The 17,512-nt window shown below is 61.2% G+C and carries 16 protein-coding genes; 9 read left to right on the top strand and 7 right to left on the bottom strand.

All coding sequences use genetic code 11. The annotated features are described in order from the left end of the window. Window positions 1–128 precede the first annotated feature (128 nt). The 6 genes from OKW98_RS11570 to OKW98_RS11545 all read right to left on the bottom strand — a co-directional run bounded on the left by OKW98_RS11570 (window position 129) and on the right by OKW98_RS11545 (window position 7,527). A complete protein-coding gene (locus OKW98_RS11570; RefSeq protein WP_265389277.1) occupies window positions 129–1,475 on the bottom strand; it encodes a lysine N(6)-hydroxylase/L-ornithine N(5)-oxygenase family protein in 1,347 nt (448 codons plus the stop codon). A 164-nt stretch (window positions 1,476–1,639) separates the two neighbouring features. Further along, window positions 1,640–3,334 (bottom strand): multidrug ABC transporter permease/ATP-binding protein, encoded by a 1,695-nt coding sequence (locus OKW98_RS11565; protein WP_265389276.1) that lies wholly within the window; start codon window positions 3,332–3,334, stop codon window positions 1,640–1,642. 45 nt (window positions 3,335–3,379) lie between these two features. Then, the gene (locus OKW98_RS11560; RefSeq protein ID WP_265389275.1) at window positions 3,380–3,931 is read right to left on the bottom strand and encodes a sigma-70 family RNA polymerase sigma factor; all 552 of its coding nucleotides are present in this window, start codon (window positions 3,929–3,931) and stop codon (window positions 3,380–3,382) included. Window positions 3,932–4,078: 147 nt separating this feature from the next. Beyond that, complete coding sequence (gene nudK, locus OKW98_RS11555) at window positions 4,079–4,663, bottom strand: GDP-mannose pyrophosphatase NudK (RefSeq protein WP_265389274.1); 585 nt, start codon at window positions 4,661–4,663, stop codon at window positions 4,079–4,081. Between the two features lie 683 nt (window positions 4,664–5,346). Beyond that, a complete protein-coding gene (locus OKW98_RS11550; protein WP_265389273.1) occupies window positions 5,347–6,273 on the bottom strand; it encodes a Gfo/Idh/MocA family protein in 927 nt (308 codons plus the stop codon). 66 nt (window positions 6,274–6,339) lie between these two features. Then, the gene (locus OKW98_RS11545) at window positions 6,340–7,527 is read right to left on the bottom strand and encodes a XylR family transcriptional regulator (protein WP_265389272.1); all 1,188 of its coding nucleotides are present in this window, start codon (window positions 7,525–7,527) and stop codon (window positions 6,340–6,342) included. 190 nt (window positions 7,528–7,717) lie between these two features. On the opposite strand from OKW98_RS11545, the gene xylA reads away from it, so the two are divergent. The 6 genes from xylA to OKW98_RS11515 all read left to right on the top strand — a co-directional run bounded on the left by xylA (window position 7,718) and on the right by OKW98_RS11515 (window position 14,046). After that, a complete protein-coding gene (gene xylA / locus OKW98_RS11540; protein WP_265389271.1) occupies window positions 7,718–9,034 on the top strand; it encodes a xylose isomerase in 1,317 nt (438 codons plus the stop codon). A gap of 322 nt (window positions 9,035–9,356) precedes the next feature. Further along, complete coding sequence (gene xylF, locus OKW98_RS11535; protein ID WP_265389270.1) at window positions 9,357–10,358, top strand: D-xylose ABC transporter substrate-binding protein; 1,002 nt, start codon at window positions 9,357–9,359, stop codon at window positions 10,356–10,358. Between the two features lie 217 nt (window positions 10,359–10,575). Then, window positions 10,576–12,168, top strand: coding sequence for a D-xylose ABC transporter ATP-binding protein (gene xylG, locus OKW98_RS11530; protein WP_265389269.1), 1,593 nt, complete (start codon window positions 10,576–10,578; stop codon window positions 12,166–12,168). After that, on the top strand, window positions 12,165–13,301 hold the full coding sequence (locus tag OKW98_RS11525) for a sugar ABC transporter permease (protein WP_265389268.1): 1,137 nt from the start codon (window positions 12,165–12,167) through the stop codon (window positions 13,299–13,301). Before xylG ends, OKW98_RS11525 begins: the two co-directional genes overlap by 4 nt. Before the next feature lie 228 nt (window positions 13,302–13,529). Next, window positions 13,530–13,772 (top strand): CopG family ribbon-helix-helix protein, encoded by a 243-nt coding sequence (locus OKW98_RS11520; RefSeq protein ID WP_265389267.1) that lies wholly within the window; start codon window positions 13,530–13,532, stop codon window positions 13,770–13,772. Next, window positions 13,762–14,046, top strand: a complete 285-nt coding sequence (locus OKW98_RS11515; RefSeq protein ID WP_265389266.1) for a type II toxin-antitoxin system RelE/ParE family toxin — start codon at window positions 13,762–13,764, stop codon at window positions 14,044–14,046. Before OKW98_RS11520 ends, OKW98_RS11515 begins: the two co-directional genes overlap by 11 nt. A 44-nt stretch (window positions 14,047–14,090) precedes the next feature. On the opposite strand, the gene dusA is transcribed toward OKW98_RS11515, so the two are convergent. Next, the gene (gene dusA, locus OKW98_RS11510) at window positions 14,091–15,101 is read right to left on the bottom strand and encodes a tRNA dihydrouridine(20/20a) synthase DusA (protein ID WP_265389265.1); all 1,011 of its coding nucleotides are present in this window, start codon (window positions 15,099–15,101) and stop codon (window positions 14,091–14,093) included. A gap of 451 nt (window positions 15,102–15,552) precedes the next feature. On the opposite strand from dusA, the gene OKW98_RS11505 reads away from it, so the two are divergent. From OKW98_RS11505 to OKW98_RS11495, 3 genes are read left to right on the top strand one after another with little or no spacing between them, the layout of a single operon-like run. Continuing rightward, window positions 15,553–15,996 carry a CsgE family curli-type amyloid fiber assembly protein gene (locus tag OKW98_RS11505; RefSeq protein WP_265389264.1) on the top strand — a complete coding sequence of 148 codons (444 nt, stop codon included), beginning with the start codon at window positions 15,553–15,555 and terminating at the stop codon, window positions 15,994–15,996. Beyond that, a complete protein-coding gene (locus OKW98_RS11500; RefSeq protein WP_265389263.1) occupies window positions 15,993–16,439 on the top strand; it encodes a curli assembly protein CsgF in 447 nt (148 codons plus the stop codon). Before OKW98_RS11505 ends, OKW98_RS11500 begins: the two co-directional genes overlap by 4 nt. A gap of 54 nt (window positions 16,440–16,493) precedes the next feature. Continuing rightward, entirely contained in the window at window positions 16,494–17,480 is a 987-nt protein-coding gene (locus OKW98_RS11495; protein WP_265389262.1) for a hypothetical protein, read from the top strand. Window positions 17,481–17,512: the final 32 nt, after the last annotated feature.

The following is a 17,512-nucleotide window of genomic DNA, read 5'->3' as shown; positions in this document are numbered from 1 at the left end:
TCTTTCACCTGTTTGTATCGACAAGGCTCAACCCGCAGGCAGCGCAAAGGCGGCCCACAACGTTGTGAGAAAAGAGTGGGTGGCCGCTGACGACCACCGTTGTAACGGATGCGACTTAACGCACGGGCTTAGCGCGCCAGCTTGAGTGCCACGCGCGGCTCGGCCTGCACCTGCAACGCCCCATGGGCAGCGCGCGCCGAACACGGCTGCGCCTGGTCGCCGAAGATCGATTCGACGACTTCCTGGGAGCGGATCGCCAGCACCGACAACAGGGTGTCGCTCAAGCCGTGGCTGTCTTCGCAGCAGCCCTGCAGAAAGACGCCTGCTTCGCTGCCGGGGGTCAGGGGCAAACGATAGTGACGGTCGACGTTGGCGCCCTCAATGTATTGCTGAATGCCCGAGAGCAGCTCCAGGTGGTAGTCGCGGCGGTAACCGGTGGCGAGCACGACAACGTCAAAGGTCTCGCTGCTCATCTGGTCATGGGGCGCATCGCGCAGGAACAGCTCGATGCCGTCGGCGGCCACTTCGGCGTGGACCACTTCACGGTTGGTGAGCATGCGGTGACGCTCTTCGCCGCGCACCTTCTGCTGGTACATGCGCTGGAAAATCGTTTCAATCAGGTCGGTGTCGACCACCGAATAGTTGGTGTTGCGGAACTCGTCGAACAGCGCGACGCGGCGCTCCTGGCTGTGGTTGAAGATGGTGTCGGTGAACGACGGATTGAAGATCTGATTGACGAAGGGGCTGTCATCGGAGGGCTTCAGCGCGCTGCCACGAATCACCAGCGTGGCCTCGACGTTGTCGAAACGCGACGCAAGGTCTTCGAAGATCTCCGCCGCGCTCTGGCCACCGCCGACCACCGCCACGCGCACCGGGCCGGGACGGTTGGCGAGGAGTTTTTCGATGCCGCCGCGATAGCCGGCAGAGTGCAGCACGCGCGCGTCTTCAAGACCGTCGAAGGCCGCCGGCGACTGGGGAATGCCGCCGATGCCGAACACCAGATTGCGCGCGCGACGCCGGGAAATTTCACCCTTCGCATCACGGGACAACACGTCCATGGCGACAAAGCGGCCGTCTTCAAAATGCGGCTCGACCGACATCACTTCGGCGCCGTAATGGGCTTGCTCGTTGAAGTGCGACGCGGCCCAGGTCAGGTAGTCGGTGTACTCCTCGCGGGTCGGGAAGAAGGTCTTCAAATTGATGAAGTCCTGCAGGCGACCGCGCTCGTTGAGGTAGTTGACGAAGGTGAAACGGCTGGCCGGGTTGCGCAGGGTCACCAGGTCCTTGAGGAAGGATATCTGCATGGTGGAACCGTCGATCAGCATGCCTTCGTGCCAGTTGAACGCCGGCTTTTTCTCGAGGAAACACACGTGGGGCGCCAGACCGCTGCGCTGGGCATGCTCCTGGGTGGCAATGGCCAAAGCCAGGTTCGACGGGCCGAAACCGATGCCGATGAAGTCGTAGACGAGTTCCATGCTTCCCTCTCGTAAGGCGCGATGCGCGATCGACTCCGGCAAGCCGTACGACAAGGTCGCTGGCGCCGGATGGCAGTTCACGCGCATCAAAAATGTTTAAGACTGATTCTCATTAACATGACGACTGAGGCTGACAGCTGTTTAGTCCCGGTCGCGGAAAATTCTTACAACGCCTTTGCTGTTTTCATTTGGTAGGCGGCGCCGATCTCTTCCACAGCGTCGCGGCTGGCGTTTTCGCGGCGATCACCCTGCAGCTCGCTGAGCTGCCCGGACTCCATCTTCACCAGACGGTCGGCAAGGTCGAAGTACTGGTCGTCGTGGCTGATGGCGAACACCGTGACGCCGGCCTTTTTGAACATCGGCAGCAGCTCGCGGTAGAAGAAGCGGCGGAACAACGGGTCCTGGTCGGCGGCCCACTCGTCCAGCAGCAGAATGTCGCGCTTCTCCAGCAGCGCCAGCATCAGCGCCAGGCGCTTGCGCTGCCCCTGGGAGAAGCGCGTGTCGAGCAAGTGCCCGTCGGCGAGCTGCACCTTGTGCTTCATGTGCAGTTTTTCCAGCCAGTGGTCGACATCAGCGACATCGGCGTTCTGCCCATCGGCACCGAGCAATTGAGCAAACAGGTGGAAGTCGGTGAACACGCTGGCGAACAGCTGACGGTAGGCCAGCCAGTCGTCCGAACCGATGACCTGGCCGTCGATCAGGATCGCCCCCGCCGACGGTCGATACAGGCCGCTGAGCAAGCGCGCCAGGCTGGATTTGCCGCTGCCGTTGCCGCCCATGAGGAACACGGTTTCGCCACGGCGCAGGGTGAGGCTCACCGGGCCGACATCAAAACCGGGCTCGTCGCCCTGGGGCGCATAGTGGTATTCGACGTCGCGCAGTTCGAGGGTCTGCCAGTGGCCGGCGATGTGGCTCGGGGCGACGTCGAAGCTTTCGTGGTGCTCGGCCAGGGCCAGCGACTCGACTTTATCCAGCGCCACGCGCCCGGAGATCTGCGCCGGAATCGCTGCCACCGCCAGCACCAGCGGCGTGCGCATGAACAGCACGGTCAGCGCATAGGTCGCCGCCACTTCCGTCGGCGCCCAGCCCAGCCCGTTGGCCAGGTAGAACGCCAGGCCGATGGTGCCGAGGACCATGATGTTGGCCCAGTTGCTGGCCAGGCCGTGATACCGGTCAGCCAGGGTAAAATGCTCGCGGTAGCGCTGGGCGGCGACGTCGAAGGTTTCTTCATACAGACGGCGCGCGCGGTCGCGGTTGAGGGTCAGCTCCTTACGTCCGTCGATCACCCCTTGGTAGCTCTGATAGAGCTTGTCTTCGGACTCACGCAATGCCCGAATGTGCGCGTTAAGTTTGCCCACCAGCAGCCAGCCCACCCCCAACGTGAACGCCATCCAGCACAGCGTGGTGATGAACAGCGACGGCGACAGCCAGGCCAGGTAACTGAACGACGCGACGCTGAGCACCGAGCCGTAGATCAGGTCCGGCAGTTGCACGAAGGCCATGGTCACGGCGCGAATGTCGCTGGACAGGCTGGCGAAGATTTTCGCACCGCCGATGGATTCGATGCGCTCGATGTTGGTGTCGAGCAGGCGCTTGACCATGACCCGGCGCAGGCCATAAACGAACCGGTGACCCAGCGCGGTCAGCGACAACGACGCCCCGGACGCCAGCGCCAGCAGCACGGCGAGCATCAGGCCGAACTGCCACAGCGCGGTGCCGAGGCCTTCGTGACTGCTGATCATGCGTTGGTTGACGAAGGCAATCACGCCGACGCTCAACAGCCCGCTGCTGACGCTCAGCAGCAGCACCAATGCAAGCGGCCAGCGGTATTGCTGGAAGACCAGACGAATTAATTTCATGGATGACTCCGGGCAGTGAAAACGGGGGACATGACGCGGCGGTGCCTAGAGCTCGCCGAGCCGCGCGCGGCAGTGAGACAGGGTGTCGCGCAGGAGAAAGTTGACCATCGTCGGCGAGGTGCCGATGACCTTGGCCACGTCACGCTGGGTGTAGCCCTGGATCTGGCTGAGGTCGAAGACGATGCGCATGCGCTTGGGCAATTCGTTGAGCGCGCCGACCAGTTGACCGAGGGACTCGCGACCGGCCAGCACACGTTCTGGGGACACCTCGAAACGTATCTGCTCTTCATGCTCGGCTTCGACGCCGTGGCTGCGTTCGAGACGCTGGCGGCGCAGTCGATCGATCGACAGATTGCGCACGACGCGAAACATGTAGCGCGCCGGTTCCGTGGAGGCGAGACCGCTTTCGAGCATCTTCACGAACGCGTCCTGGACCACATCCTCAGCGCGGGCGCGGCAGCCGAGGAATTTTGCCGCCAGGCGCAGCAGCGCCTCGCGGTGGGTGTTGTAGGTGCCCATCAGCGCCTCAAGGCGCGGGTCTCTCGCGCCACGGGTGGCGCCAACACACGGTGAGCCGAGCCGTGCGGGCTGGCTCATTGCAGGGCGAAAATCCATCTTGTTCGACATCCCTGGTTACAAAGGAACGCGAAGGATAACGCAAACGATTCTCATTGCAACGTAAGAAAGTTTACCGATTGGTGAAACTTTCTCGTCGTATCCTGAGTCGTTTTGTCCCTGCCGTTCTCATTTCATCAGGCGAAGCTCCAAGTATTGCAGGAGCATGATGGTCTTGCCGTCATTGATTTCGCCGCTTTCCACCATGGCGATGGCCTGCTCGAAATCCAGCTCCAGCACCTCGATGTCTTCGCCCTCCTCTTCCAGCCCGCCGCCGTCGCTGACCCGATCGCCGGGCTGGTATTCGCCGATGAAAAAGTGAATCCGCTCGGTGACAGAACCGGGACTCATGAAGGCGTCAAAGATCTTCTTCACCGAGCGCACGACGTAGCCGGTTTCTTCCTCGGCTTCCAGGCGAATGCGCTCTTCGGGGCTGGCGTTGTCCAGCAACCCGGCTGCGGCCTCGATCAGGTAGCCATCGTGACCGTTTACGAAGGCAGGCATGCGGAACTGCCGGGTCAGCACCACGGTGCGGCGTTCGAGGTTGTACAACAGAATCGTCGCGCCATTGCCCCGGTCGTACACCTCGCGGGTCTGCGACTGCCAACTGCCGTCACGGCGTTGCAGCTCGAAGCTGTATTTCTTGAGCACGTACCAGTTGTCTGAGAGGAGTTGTTCGTCAGTGATGCGGATGGGGGTGGGGGTGGATGGCATATAGCGGTCCTTGATAAATGCGTTTTTTGATATCGATTGCCAACGGTGGTCCGGTGGTGAACGGCTAACCGCGTTCGTCAGCAAGCCGGCTCCTACAGATTTGTGCTCGGCGGAGCTCTATCGTCCGCCGTGAAAACGGCGATCAAACTGGCCGTTTCCCGAGGGTAAGCCTGCGATCAGTAGTCGCGCCGCATCGCTTTTTGTGGGACCGGCTTTAGCCGGGAAGAGGCCAGTGTGAGTACCCTCATATTGGCGGTGTCACTCCCGACGCCTTCCCGGCTAAAGCCGGTCCCACTAATAGGCGTTGCATACCCTGCAGGAGCCCGCTTGCCCGCGAAGGCGTCGGATCAGGCAACGCCGTGTTAAAGGGTCAAACATGCTCGCGCCACACAAAAACCCCGAACTATTGTTTCTATCGATTGCCAACATAGGCACGAACGCCGTTCAGTTTGCCCGTGCAAATCAGGATGATGGCGCCACTGATTAACCAGACAAGGATTTGCCCGCAATGTCCATCAACATGACCATTCTGTTGACCCTGATCGTTTCGTTCTCAATCGCCCTGGCCGGGGTCGTGCACATCTGACGCTGTTCGCAGGCGTGAAATGCGCATCGACGCCCGTTCCGGCACGCCGGGCCGGGCCGGGCCGGGCCGGGCCGGGCCGGGCGTCGATCATCACGCGTCACTCGATAAAAGCCGCCACCGTCTCCTTGCTGCCGACAAAAAAGCTGTCGGCGACGATGCGCAACGGCTGCAGGTCCAGATCGCTCTTACCCGCGTCGATCAGTCGTGCGAAGTGCCCATACATGGCCGGGTATTCGCCCTCTTCCGACACGGTCTGCGCCACGCCGTCGATGCTGACCTGCGCGCCGCCCGCGTCAAGACGCATAACGCCTTCTTCGCAATGCAGCTCGATGCTCCACTGCTCGTTGACGCTGTGATCGAAATCCAGTTCGGCGATCACCTGCACGTCCTCACCGCAACGCATCTGCAACGACGCCGCAATCGGCGACTGGCAGTTGCTCGGCACGCTCAGGTGGGCAGACTCGACGAACAGCGCGCTGGGCAGCAGTTCGGTGACAATCGACAACGCATTGATCCCCGGATCGAACACGCCCAGCCCGCCGGCCTGCCAGATCCACGCCTGCCCCGGATGCCACTTGCGCACCTGCTCTTTCCAGTCAATCCGCACCTGCTTGAGCGTCTTGCCTTCGAGCCATTGCGCAGCATTACTCACGCCCGGGGCGAAGCGTGAATGCCAGGCGAACAGACCGCTGACGCCCGCTGCATTGACTTCATCAATCAGAGAGAGCGCTTCGCCCAGGGTCGAGCACGGCGGTTTTTCCACCAGCACGTGTTTGCCGCCTTTCAGCGCCTCTTCAACCAGCGCAAAACGCCCCTGGGGCGGTGTGCAGAACGCAATGGCGTCCACCGCCGGTCCTTGCGCCAGCAGCTCTGCCAGCGAATTGAAGTTAGGCACGCCCGGACAGTGCTGACCCAGCGTCGCCACGGCCACCAGCTCAAAGCGGTCACTGGCGTGGATCGCCGGCACGTGCTGGTCCTGGGCGATCTTGCCGTAACCCACCAGCCCTAAACGAATCGGATGCATCGATGACTCCTGTGATGTTGTCGTTGTTATGACAGACGCGCCCACAACGGGGCGCCCTAAAGCAAATCAATGAATCGGTGCCGCATCCCCTTGCTGATATTCGCGGGGGGTGCAGCCGAACTCCCGGCGGAACACCGTGTGCAGGTATTGCGCGGACTTGAAACCGCAGTTTTGCGCGATGTCGGCGATGGCCGAGTCACCGTGCTTCAGGCCCGACGCCGCGGCGGTCAGTTTGAAGCTCAGAATCTCGTCATGCACGCTGCAACCGCGCGCCCTGCGAAAGTGCGATTCCAGCGAAGAACGGGAAATGCCGACGTAGCCCGCGACCTGGGCGGTTTTAATGCCCTGGCACGCGTACTGGCGAATGAAGTGCAGCGCCTGCATGACGTAAGGATTGCCCAGCGGCTGATGCAGGCTGGAGGCCTGAACGTTGATGGCCTCGGGAGGTACCAGAATCTGGCTGGCAGTGGACGGCATGCCGTGGAGCATCTGGTGGAGCAAACGCGCCGCCGTGCGCCCCATGCTTTGCGTACCCTGGGTCACCGAACTGAGCGGCACCCGCGTCAGGGTGCGGGTCAGCGGGTCGTTGTCGATGCCAATCAACGCCACTTGCTCGGGCACCGCGATGCCCGCCGTCAGGCACGCCTGCAGCAACTGCCGCGCGCGGGCATCGCTGACAGCGATGATACCGATGGGTTTAGGCAGGCTTTGCAGCCAGGTGATCTGCTGTTCGACGGCGCTGTCCCACATCGGCGCGCTGGTGCTCAGACCGCGATAGACCTCGCCGTGCAAACCGTCGCGCTGCAACAGCCGGTGGAAGGCTTTCTCGCGCTCCTGGGCCCAGCGATTGCTCTGGGCTTCCGGCAGGCTGAAACAGGCAAAACGCGTCAGCCCGGCCTCGATCAGGTGCTCATAGGCCAGCTTGATAAGCGCAAAATTGTCGGTGGCGACGTAGGGAATGTGCTTCGGGTAGGCCCGCTCGTCCTCGTAGGAACCGCCCACGGCCACCACCGGCAAGGTGCTGCCGGCCAGCGCCTCGCCGATCAGCGGATCGTCGAAGTCCGCAATGATGCCGTCGCCCTGCCAGCGCTCAATGCCTTTCAGGCGGCAGAGAAAGTCCTCTTCCAGAAACAGGTCCCAGGAGGCACGGGTGCTGCTCAGGTAATTGCCGATGCCGGTGATGATGCCGCGGTCATAGATCTTGCCGCCGTTGAACAACAGCGCGATGCGGTGAGCGGGCGGGACGGTTTTCATTATTGTTCCCCGGGCCTGTGAAGCGAGTCGGCACAGACTAGGCCTGCGCCGGGGGAATCTCAATACTCAAAATCGAACACCGGGTTGGTGATTTTCGCAATCGGCGCGCACGAGGCCGTTGCTAGTATCGGTGACAGCCAAGAACAAAAAACGTGAAGAACGCCGCCGCCAAAACAATAAGGAAACCGCGATGCCCTGCTTCCCCGATATCGACACCATTCGCTACGAAGGCCCCGGCAGCGAGTCGCCCCTCGCCTTCCGCCATTACGACGCCAACAAGATCATCCTCGGCAAACCCATGCGCGAACACCTGCGCATGGCCGCCTGCTACTGGCACACATTCGTCTGGCCGGGCGCCGACATGTTCGGCGTCGGCACCTTCAAGCGGCCATGGGTCAAACCGGGGGACGCCATGGAGCTGGCGCGTTTGAAAGCCGACGCGGCGTTCGAATTCTTCTCAAAACTGGGCATCGACTACTACAGCTTCCACGACACCGACGTCGCCCCCGAAGGCGCGAGCCTCAAGGAGTACAGCCACAACTTCGCGCAGATGGTCGACGAACTCGAACGCCATCAGGAACAGAGCGGCATTCAGCTGCTGTGGGGCACTGCCAACTGCTTTAGCAACCCGCGCTTCGCGGCCGGCGCTGCAAGTAACCCCGACCCGGAAGTGTTCGCTTATGCCGCCGCCCAGGTGTTCAGCGCGATGAACGCGACCCATCGGCTCAAGGGCTCGAACTACGTGCTGTGGGGCGGTCGCGAGGGTTACGAAACGCTGCTCAACACCGACCTTGCGCGCGAGCGCGAGCAACTGGGGCGCTTCATGGGCATGGTGGTCGAGCACAAGCACAAGATCGGTTTTACCGGCGACCTCTTGATCGAGCCCAAACCCCAGGAGCCGACCAAGCACCAATACGATTACGACACCGCCACGGTGTTCGGCTTTCTGCAGCAGTTCGGTCTGGAGAAAGAGATCAAGGTCAATATCGAGGCCAACCACGCCACCCTCGCCGGCCACAGTTTTCACCATGAAATCGCCACGGCGGCGTCCCTCGGCATCTTCGGCAGCATCGACGCCAACCGCGGCGATCCGCAGAACGGTTGGGACACCGACCAGTTCCCCAACAGCGTCGAAGAGCTGACCCTGGCCACTTACGAGATTCTCAAGGCCGGCGGTTTCAAGAACGGCGGCTATAACTTCGATTCAAAAGTACGCCGGCAAAGCCTGGACGAAATCGACCTGTTCTACGGCCACGTTGCGGCCATGGACGTGCTGGCGCTGTCGCTGGAACGGGCTGCTGCGATGATTCAGGACGACAAGCTGCAGGCGTTCAAGGACCAGCGCTATGCCGGCTGGGACCAACCGTTCGGGCGCGCCGTGCTGTCGGGGGAATTCAGCCTGGATTCTCTGGCGCAGCACGCGCTGGACAACGAACTCAACCCCCAAGCCGTGAGCGGCCGCCAGGAAATGCTCGAAGGCGTGGTCAACCGGTTTATCTATCCCTGACAGCAGGCGCCCGCGATCCCTGCTGGATGGATGCTATGTCTTTCGTAGGACCGGCTTCAGCCGGGAAGAGGCCAGTGGTAGCACCCTCACATTTGCAGTGTGACGACTGACGCATTCCCGGCTAAAGCCGGTCCTACCAGTCGAGGTCATCGCCAAATCCGCTGGATGGACGCGATGGGTGAGCAGGACCGGCTTCAGCCGGGAATTGCGTTGGTTACATTCTCACGACAAATCCCTGCTCGCCGCGCGCGGCCAGTCTCTACAGTTCCACCGGTACATGCTCGAAAAGTGTCTCTAAACAAAAATAACAGGACGCAACCCCATGAACAGCTTCAAGACCACCCTGCTCGCCACTGCCCTGGCCCTGCTCAGCCTGCCCGTCATGGCCGATTCGGCCCATCCGAAAATCGGCTTTTCCATCGATGACCTGCGCCTCGAACGCTGGGCCCGGGACCGCGATTACTTCGTCGCAGCCGCAGAGAAAATGGAGGCCAAGGTGTACGTCCAGTCCGCTGATGCCAACGAAGGCAAACAGATCTCCCAGATCGAAAACCTGATCTCCCGCGGCGTCGACGTCATCGTCATCGTGCCGTTCAACGCCACCGTGCTGACCAACGCGGTTGCCGAAGCCAAGAAGGCCGGCATCAAAGTGGTGTCTTACGACCGGCTGATCCTCAATGCCGACATCGACGCCTATATTTCCTTCGATAACGAAAAAGTCGGCGAAATGCAGGCGGCCGGTGTGCTCAAAGCTGCGCCCAAAGGCAATTACTTCCTGCTCGGCGGCGCGCCCACCGACAACAACGCCAAGGTCCTGCGCGAAGGCCAGATGAAAGTACTGCAGCCGGCCATCGACAAGGGCGACATCAAGATTGTCGGCCAGCAATGGGTCAAGGAGTGGAACCCGACCGAAGCCCTGAGCATCGTCGAAAACGCCCTGACCAAAAACAACAACAAGATCGACGGCATCGTCGCCTCCAACGACGCCACCGCCGGCGGCGCGATTCAGGCCCTCGCCGCGCAGAGACTGGCCGGCAAAGTGCCCATCTCCGGGCAGGACGCCGACCTGGCCGCGGTCAAGCGCGTGATCGACGGCACCCAGACCATGACCGTGTACAAACCGCTGAAACTGATCGCCTCGGAAGCCGCGAAACTGTCGGTGCAACTGGCGCGTAACGAAAAACCTACCTTCAGCTCGCAGTACGACAACGGCGCGAAAAAGGTCGACACCATCCTCCTGACCCCGACGCCGCTGACCAAGGACAACATCGATCTGCTGGAAAAGGACGGGTTCTATACCAAGGACCAGATCGCCGGGAAGTGATCACCCTTGGCAGGCTGCCCTAGCTGCAGTGTGAGCCTGCACCGACACCTGTAGGAGCGTGGCTTGTCCCGCGAGCGGCGGGAACCCGTCGTAAAACCTGACACTGTGGTTTGTCTGACACAACGCGTCTGCTGAATTTACGACGGCTACACAGCCGGTCGCGGGACAAGCCTCGCTCCTGCACGAGAACTCCGGCCTGTCCTGGGAATAGCGCGCAATGTCCGATTACCTGCTGCAAATGAACGGCATCGTCAAATCCTTCGGCGGTGTCAAGGCACTCAACGGCATCGACATCAAGGTGCGCGCCGGCGAATGCGTCGGCCTGTGCGGCGAGAACGGCGCCGGCAAATCAACGCTGATGAAAGTCCTCTCGGCGGTCTATCCCCACGGCACCTGGGAGGGTGAAATCCTCTGGGACGGCCAGCCGCTGAGGGCGCAATCCATCAGCGAAACCGAGGCCGCCGGGATCGTCATCATTCACCAGGAACTCACCCTCGTCCCCGACCTGTCGGTGGCGGAAAACATCTTCATGGGCCACGAACTGACCCTGCCGGGCGGGCGCATGAATTACCCGGCGATGATCCACCGCGCCGAAGCCCTGATGCGCGAACTGAAAGTGCCGGACATGAACGTCGCCCTGCCGGTCTCGCAATACGGCGGCGGTTATCAGCAACTGGTGGAAATCGCCAAGGCGTTGAACAAACAGACGCGACTGCTGATCCTCGACGAGCCCTCTTCTGCCCTGACCCGCTCGGAAATCGAGGTCCTGCTCGACATCATTCGCGAGCTCAAAGCCAAAGGCGTCGCCTGTGTCTACATTTCCCACAAGCTCGATGAAGTCGCCGCCGTTTGCGACACCATCGCGGTGATCCGCGACGGCAAGCACATCGCGACCACGGCCATGGCCGACATGGACATTCCGAAGATCATCACGCAGATGGTCGGCCGCGAGATGAGCAACCTCTACCCCACCGAGCCCCACACCGTTGGCGAGGTGATTTTCGAGGCGCGCCACGTCACCTGCTACGACGTCGACAACCCGAAACGCAAGCGCGTGGATGACATCTCGTTCGTGCTCAGGCGCGGGGAAATCCTCGGCATCGCCGGGCTGGTCGGGGCCGGCCGCACCGAACTGGTCTCGGCGCTGTTCGGCGCCTACCCGGGCCGGTACACCGGCGAAGTGTGGCTGGACGGCAAACCCATCGACACGCGCACGCCACTCAAATCGATCCGGGCGGGGCTGTGCATGGTCCCCGAGGACCGCAAGCGTCAGGGCATCATTCCGGACCTGGGCGTGGGCCAGAACATCACCCTCGCCGTGCTCGACCGCTTCGCCCACTTGACGCGCATCGACGCCGAAGCCGAGCTGGGCAGCATCGACAAGGAAATCGCGCGCATGCACCTGAAGACCGCGAGCCCGTTCCTGCCAATCACCAGCCTCTCCGGCGGCAATCAGCAAAAAGCCGTGCTGGCGAAAATGCTGCTGACCCAGCCGCGAGTTTTGATTCTCGACGAGCCTACTCGCGGCGTGGACGTCGGCGCCAAGTACGAGATCTACAAACTGATGGGCGCGCTGGCGGCCAGCGGCGTGTCGATCATCATGGTGTCGTCGGAGCTGGCCGAAGTGCTCGGCGTCTCCGACCGCGTGCTGGTGATCGGCGAAGGCCAACTGCGCGGGGACTTCATCAATCAGGGCCTGACCCAGGAACAGGTGCTGGCTGCCGCACTCAGCCAGTCCGGGGACGCCCTTGCTGCGCACAACAAAAACAATAACGACCGGCCAGGTGCTGTGGGAGACGCGCGTCAATGAATCAGCTCAAGCAACTGTTTACTCGCTACAAAATGCTCGCCCTGGTGATCGCCATCGCGGTCATCTGGCTGTTCTTCAGTTGGCAAACCGATGGGGGTTTCCTGACGCCGCGCAACCTGTCCAACCTGCTGCGGCAGATGTCGATTACCGGGATTCTGGCCTGCGGCATGGTGCTGGTGATCATCAGCGGCGAGATCGATCTGTCGGTGGGTTCGCTGCTCGGTTTGCTCGGCGGCGTGGCGGCGATTCTCGACGTGGTCTATCACCTGCCGCTGCCACTGAACCTGTGCATCGTCGCCGGCTGCGGGCTGTTGATCGGCCTCGCCAACGGCTGCATGACCGCGTACCTGCGCATTCCCTCGTTCATCGTCGGCCTGGGCGGCATGCTGGCGTTTCGCGGGATTCTTCTGGGGATCACCGGCGGCACCACCATCGCGCCGGTGTCGCCGGAACTGGTCTACATCGGCCAGGGTTATCTGCCGCCGCTGGTGGGGATCGTGCTCGGCGTGCTGTTGTTTGCGCTGACGCTGTTGCTGACCTGGCGCCAGCGCAGCAACCGCGCGCTGCACGGGCTGGCCGCGCATTCGCTGGTTCGGGATGTCGTGCGCGTGGCGGCGATAGGGGCTGTGCTTGCGGGCTTCGTCTACACGCTGAACAGCTACGACGGGATACCGGTGCCTGTCCTGCTGCTGTTGGTCCTGCTTGGCGTCTTCAGCTACATCACCAGCCAGACCGTGTTCGGCCGCCGCATCTACTCGGTGGGCAGCAACATGGAAGCCACGCGCCTGTCCGGCATTAACGTGCAGGCGGTGAAATTGTGGATCTTCGGCATCATGGGCGTGATGTGCGCCCTCGCCGGCCTGGTCAACACCGCCCGCCTGGCCGCCGGTTCACCGTCGGCGGGCAACATGGGCGAACTCGACGCCATCGCCGCCTGCTTCATCGGCGGCACCTCCATGCGCGGCGGCTCGGGCACCGTGTACGGCGCACTGCTCGGCGCCCTGGTCATCACCAGCCTCGACAACGGCATGTCCATGCTCGACGTCGACAGCTACTGGCAGATGATCGTCAAGGGCAGCATTCTGGTGCTGGCGGTGTGGGTGGATGTGAGTACGCGGGCCGGGCGGCGGTGAGTGCTTAACCACACCGACTTTCACCACACGAGCCCGTAGGAGCCGGCTTGCTGGCGAACCTGTTGTGTAAGCTCACACGCTCATGTCTGGACGAGTGCCTTCGCCAGCAAGTTGGAGCGCCGGACCGGTCAATCCTGGATCTGTCGTACACGACTCGCGACAACCTGCCGGTTCTCGATTCAGGACGACGGTGTAACATACGGCCCACCACTCAATGTCGAGGTTGCCATGACCGGACTATCGCTGAACCTCCCGGAAGACCTATCCAACTCCCTCGCCGATCTCGCCAAGGCACATGGCCAGAGCGCAAGCTATCTGGCCATGGATGTCCTTCGTGACTACATCGAACACGAAAAGACTCTCACCGCCCAGATCGAGCAAGCGGTGATTGAGGCGGACGAAGGAAAATTCGCAAGCGACCAGCAAGTCGCGGCGATGCGCGCCCGGCGTTGGGGTCGGGATGCGAGTTGAGTGGCTGGAACAAGCCCTCAAGAACCTCAAAGATGAAGCCGATTATATTGCGCTGGAGAATCCAGAGGCCGCTGACGATTTCGCCGATGCCATTTTCGCGAGCGTTGATAACCTGGTTTTGTTTCCCGGTATGGGACGTGAGGGTCGGGTCAAAAACACGCGGGAATGGGCGGTACCGAACTGGTCCTATTTGATACCGTATCGAGTTGTCGGCGACCGGCTGCAAATTCTGAGGATTTTCCATACGAAACAGCGGCCGCGCGCGAAGTGGTGACCGTCAATAATCCGAAATCCGGGAGCCTATAGGCTCCCCCAACCTCACCGCCCCTCCAGCAACGCCCCCGCCCGATCCAGCAGCGCAAGCGGATCGTCCGTCTTGTGAATGTCCACCGAGAGCATCTGCCGAAACTTGCGCGCACCGGGGAAGCCGGTGCCCAGACCCAGCACGTGGCGGGTGATGTGGTGCATCGAGCCGCCGTCGCGTATGTGCGCTTGCACATACTGGCGCAGCAGCGCCAAGGCTTCGGCGCGGGTGATCTGCGGGGCGTCGCTGCCGAACAGTTCGCGGTCCACGCCTGCCAGCAGGTACGGGTTGTGGTACGCCTCGCGACCGAGCATCACACCGTCGAAGGTGTTCAGGTGCTCCTGGCACTGCTCCAGGGTCTTGATACCGCCGTTGAGGATGATCTCCAGTTCCGGGAAGTCCTGCTTGAGTTGCGCGGCGAGGTCATAACGCAGCGGCGGGATGTCACGGTTTTCCTTGGGCGACAGGCCTTCAAGAATGGCAATCCGGGCATGCACAGTGAAGCTGTTGCAGCCGGCGTCGCGCACGGTGCCGACGAACTCGCACAGCTGCTCGTAACTGTCGCGGCCGTTGATGCCGATGCGGTGCTTGACCGTCACCGGAATGGTCACCGCGTCGCGCATGGCTTTGACGCAATCGGCCACCAGCTGCGGATGCCCCATCAACACCGCGCCGATCATGTTGTTCTGCACGCGATCGCTCGGGCAACCGACGTTGAGATTGACTTCATCGTAACCCGCTGCCTGAGCGAGACGCGCACTGGCCGCAAGGTCGGCCGGGTTGCTGCCGCCCAGTTGCAGGGCCAGCGGATGCTCCGTCTCGTCGTGGCGCAAGAAGCGCTCGGTGTCGCCGTGGAGCAATGCGCCGGTAGTGACCATCTCGGTGTACAGCAGCGCCTTTTTCGACAGCAGACGCAGGAAGAAACGGCAGTGACGGTCCGTCCAGTCCATCATGGGGGCCACGGAAAAACGCCGCGAGGGCTCGGACGACAGGCGGTCGGTACGGGGTTCTGTGATAGGCAGCATGGGAGCAATAAGCAGGTCGGGCGAAGAGGACGCGCATTCTAACAGCTCGCACGCCCGGCTGAAGCCGATCCTGCTGAAAACACGCGCCCTGCAGAACCGGGCTTCAGCCAGAAAGTAATTACGCAGGTGGTCAAAACTTATGACAACTTAATTCACACCCCACAGCCTTACACTTAACGATCACCCTAAGCATTAGTAAGCTAACAACCCTCTTTCAAACGCACTTCTTTACACATCAATAGACACTGACTTTATTAAGCTATCTTCCGGCAAATTATTTGACGCCATTAATTCGCACCCCTGTTACTCCACTACGCCCTGAACAGTATTAGTTAAATAAGAACGGAAGTTGACGCCAACAAAATAAATGAACTTTATTTTAATCAACCACTGGCAAAGTATTTTTATTGAGATATAACAAGTAACAACCTGCACACACGAACGTACAAACATGACAACCCTAAAGGTTATTTGCCTGTGGCTGTTGCTCCTGTGCGCCGCCACCACGGCGTTTGCCCAGCCCAGCGTGAACACTTCCGCGACGGTTGAACAACACAGGACGCTTAACCACCGGGACGTCGGCGGCATTGTGATCGGGCAGACCATGACCCTGGCAGGTCGGACGTTTTATGACAGTTTCGCCAATACCTGGCGTGAGAAAGATGAAGCGGAAACGTTCACCGTCACCATTACTGAACGACCCACTGCGCGCTTAGGCAGTCAGGTGTTCGTGGATTACGGCAATCGCCGGTTGTTTCAAATGTTCCTGCCACCTAACCGCACGCTTATTCCGGCCATTGCAGCCGACGCGGCCGGTCAGGTGTACCAGGCCATTCTTGATTATCAATTGGCACAATTCTTTGGCGACCCGGACATGGGGCGAGACGAACTATGAAAGCACTCACTATTAACCGCAGTGTGTGGGTTGTTGGCAGCCTCGCCTTTATGGCCGGTATCTGCTCAAGCGTCCAGGCCAGCGAACTGGCGTATGTGCCGAACAACCCGTCGTTTGGCGGCAATCCGTTGAACGGCCCGGTGCTGCTCAATCAGGCCCAGGCGCAAAACCATTACGTCGAAAAGTCTTCATCGTCCGGCGCCTACGCCGGGCAGACCGCGCTGACCCAGTTCAACAGCATGTTGCAGAGCGCCATTCTCAGCCGGGTGTCGTCGGCAGTGACGTCCAGCATCGTCGGCGCCAACGGCCAACTGGTGCCGGGCACCGTCGAAACCACTGACTTCCGCATCGCAATCACCAACCTGCAAGGCGGCCTGCTGCAGATCGTCACCACCGACAAGAACACCGGCCAGACCACCCAGTTTCAAGTGAATCAACCGTAAGACCCGTCGCACTCGCAATACCCACAACTACAACATTGAATAAGGAAGATCACCATGCAAGCACGCAAATCCTTACTGTCTCTGGCCATCCTGTTTGCTGTCTCCGGTGCGGCCATGGCCGACTCGAGCACCGTCAACACCACCCAGGCAGGTTCCGACAACAAACTTGGCGTCGAGCAGCAAGGCGCCACCCAGTCCACTGTCACCGTCAATCAGAACGGCGGCCGTAACGGCGCAAGCGCTATCAACCAGACGGCCACTTACAGCAACCTGACGATCAATCAGACCGGCTATTACAACATCACCAGCGCCAAACAGGCGGGGAACAACAATACGGGCTCCATCACTCAAAACGCTGGCGGCCCTCAACCGCAGATCGCCAGGCTGGATCAATCCGGGGGCTACAGCAAAGCGACGATTGATCAACAAGGCAACTACAGCACCGGCGCCTACGTCACCCAGGGCGGCGGCAACAACAACACCGCCAGCACCTCGCAAACCGGCAACAGCTCGCGCGTCAGCGCGTCCATCTCCCAGGCCGGCAGCTACAACCAGGCGAGCGTTTCGCAGCAGAAAAACAACAACACCGTGACAGGCACAGTCACCCAGGCGGGCAACGGCAATACCGGGACTGTTTCGCAACAGAATAACTCCCCTCTGGTGTCCGCTACCCTGCAGCAGAACGGCAACAATAATAGTGGCTCGATTCAGCAGACGGGCACTTCCTTCACCACCGTCGCCAACGCCCAGCAGCGCGGCGACTTCAACACCCTCTCGATTTCCCAGACCGGCATGTCGATGAAGGCAGACGTGCAGCAGTCCGGCAACAACAACTACGCGTCCAGCACCCAGACCGGCCTCAACAACGAAGATACCCTGCTGCAGACCGGCAACAACAACCGAGCGATCTTGAGCCAGAGCGGCGCCGGGACGTATCAGTCCGTCAACCTGATCGGCGTGACTCAATCCGGCAACAACATGGTCGCCAACGTCAGCCAGACCGGCGGCAGCGGCAACGTGGCAACGATCTACCAACACTAAGATGATGTACCCCGCCAGGGTCTGGCGGGGTT

Source organism: Pseudomonas sp. KU26590 (assembly GCF_026153515.1).
GTDB lineage: Bacteria > Pseudomonadota > Gammaproteobacteria > Pseudomonadales > Pseudomonadaceae > Aquipseudomonas.
The sequence above is the reverse complement of the archived record's forward strand: the minus strand, read 5'-3'. Positions and strand labels throughout refer to the sequence as shown.